Annotated in this window: 1 protein-coding gene; it reads left to right on the plus strand. The window is 43.2% G+C overall.

Annotation, left to right across the window (positions count from 1 at the left end):
* The coding region (locus tag KNQ15_RS16495; protein WP_214730114.1) for a CDP-glycerol glycerophosphotransferase family protein at window positions 1-2,190 on the plus strand (2,190 nt) is incomplete at its 5' end.
* Between the last annotated feature and the right edge of the window lie 736 nt (window positions 2,191-2,926).

The raw sequence follows: 2,926 nt of genomic DNA on the forward strand, positions 1-2,926 counted from the left end.
CAAGTCGCTCCGCTCGGAAACGTCTTGCCGATCAAATCGAAGGAACACATCTATCACTCTTTGATGGCAAAGAAGGTCATCGGGACACATCATGCCGAGTACTTGTACCCATTAAAATCAGAACCCTTTAAAAAGAAAATGAAGGCAGACCGAATTTTTATCCAGCATGGTGTTTTAGGTACTAAAAATATGAATGAGCAGTACGGAAAATTCGCACCGGCATTTGATACGGATTTGTTCCTTGTCAGTTCGGAGCGTGAAAAACGCCTCGTTACGCAAGATATGGGTTATTTAGATCGGGAGGTCAAAATCACTGGGCTATCTCGTTTTGATACGTTGCTCCGAGATGATGTTGAAGTTAAACGTCAGATGCTCGTCATTCCGACGTGGCGGTCGTGGCTACAGACGCCACTCCAGTTCTTCGAATCAGAATACTATCAGCAGTACCAAACATTCCTATCGAGTGATCGTTTGCATGCGTATGCGAAACAACATCATCTCGAGATCGTCCTTTGCCTGCATCCAAACATGCAGCAATATTCGAGTCACTTCGAGAACTTACCGATCACGGTCATCCACCAAGGCGAACGTGACGTCCAAGGGTTGTTAAAAGAGAGCCTGTTGCTCGTCACTGACTACTCAAGTGTTGCCTTTGACTTCAGTTTCTTAAAGCGACCGGTTCACTATCTCCAATTCGACCCGAAACGCTTCATCGGTCCACTCGGTTCGTATCTCGATCTCGAGAACGAATTACCGGGTCGAATCTCCAAAACGATTGATGACCTGTTCGACGATCTTGACGCGACGGCACGCCGTAATTTTGAGATGGCGGACGAATACAAACGACGCGCTGACGTCTTCTTGACGAAAACGGATACGACTTACTCTGATCAGGTCTATCAAACGATCATGAACTATACGAAACAGACGAGCCTCGTTGAAAAGATTCAGACGAACGAAGCAGCGAACATCCTCTTTAAGGTCTATCGCCGCAGCCGGTTCTACTTCCCGACGATGAAGGCTGGATACCGGCTCATGCAATGCGTCTTACCGGTCGACCCGAAACTCGTGGTCTTCGAGAGCGGTCTTGGTAAACATTACGCGGACAGTCCGCGTTACATTTACGAGGAACTGAAGAAACAAGCACTCGGCTATAAAGTCGTTTGGATCTACAACAAGAAGCTTTATCTCGGTGATCCAAACGCAAAAGTCGTCAAACGCTTATCTCCTGCCTACTTCTATTACATGGCGACGGCTAAGTTTTGGGTCAACAATCAGAACTTCCCGCACTACATGACGCGGCGAAAAGAGACGACCTACATCCAGACGTGGCACGGCACGCCGTTGAAGAAGATGTTGTTCGACTTAGACGAGATCCATGGTCGGGACGAGGGTTACGTCGAACGAGTGACCAATTCGATTGCGCAATGGAGCGTCCTCTTGTCCCCGAGCCCCTATGCGACGAACATCTTTAGAAGTGCGTTCCAGTACGGGGGACCGGTCGTCGAATCTGGTTATCCGCGAAACGATCTCTTCTTTACGGCAAATAATGCAGGGACAATCGGACGGATCCGGACGCAGCTTCAACTGCCGGAAGACAAGAAAGTCATCTTGTATGCACCGACTTTCCGGGACCATCAGTCGCTTGGTAAAGGGAAGTTCTACTTCGACTACCCGTTTGATTTCGACCGGGTCGCGGAAGCGTTAGGCGATGAGTATATCTTCTTAATTCGGACGCACGTGCTCGTCACGAAAAAGCCGAAGATTCCAGCGCAGCACCGGGAACAATTCATCGACGTGACGGCGTATCCGGATATTCAAGAACTATACTTGATCACCGATTTACTGATCACAGACTATTCTTCTGTTTTCTTCGACTTCGCGAACATGAATCGTCCGATGATGTTCTATGCGTATGACCTTGATCTCTACCGGGATACGCTGCGCGGGTTTTATCTCGACTACTACAACGATCTTCCGGGACCAATCTTAGAGACGGAAGAGGCTTTGCTTCACGCCTTATCGGACATTCCGCGTCTGACGAAAATGTATCAAGCGCAACTCGATACGTTCCGTGCGACGTACGGTCCGATGGAGGATGGATTTGCTGCTTTAAGGATTGTTAATAAACACTTTAAAGAGGACACATCGACAATAACAGAAAAACTTGATGGCAATTCTTCTATTTAATTTTTACACGATTCTCACAAATAATGAATTGCTCCATATTAAGTAGATTGTTAAAGTAATAAAAAATTCTTAAACGGCTTAAGTCCTGAATTTTAACAGGATCAAGCCGTTTGGCGTTTTTAATAGTTTTTTTGATAATGTAGATTTAAATTAACTAATAAATCTGGTGGAAGAGTTTACATAGCTCATCGAATTATGTAAATAACTATTCTCGTGATTCAATACGTTCTCAAAAAAGTATCGGAACGTGATTGATGTGTTTACCAATAAGAAACATAATTGTTTTTTTCATTCAACTTAGAATATGTGACGTATGTAAATTACTATATTGAAGAGATTTGCGTTAAGAAAAGTATATTCAACTGCATCAAATACAAGATGATTGCTAGAGCGATGATAAACGAGAGCATGACTTGTGTTAGCGAAATCTAGGAAAATTATTTAATATTGCTTTGATTTTATTTTTTCGAGTTTTTCATTCAAGCTTATCGAATTTCTATTACCTTAACCAATAGACTAGTCTTCATATCTTATTCAAATATTGATACTAAGATTCGAAAAACTACAACTTATCATATTGTATAAAAACTTCCTTCTCACTTTTTAAAATTGCTAACTTTTCAATAAAACAGAATTTTTTAAGTATATGACGGTTTGTCAAATTAAGCGCAACACTTCTTCGGAAAAGACCTCGTATGCAGTTTTCCAATCCAAACACTTCCTTGGTCGATTGTTG

This window comes from Exiguobacterium sp. s168 (assembly GCF_018619035.1).
Classification (GTDB): Bacteria; Bacillota; Bacilli; order Exiguobacteriales; family Exiguobacteriaceae; genus Exiguobacterium_A; species Exiguobacterium_A acetylicum.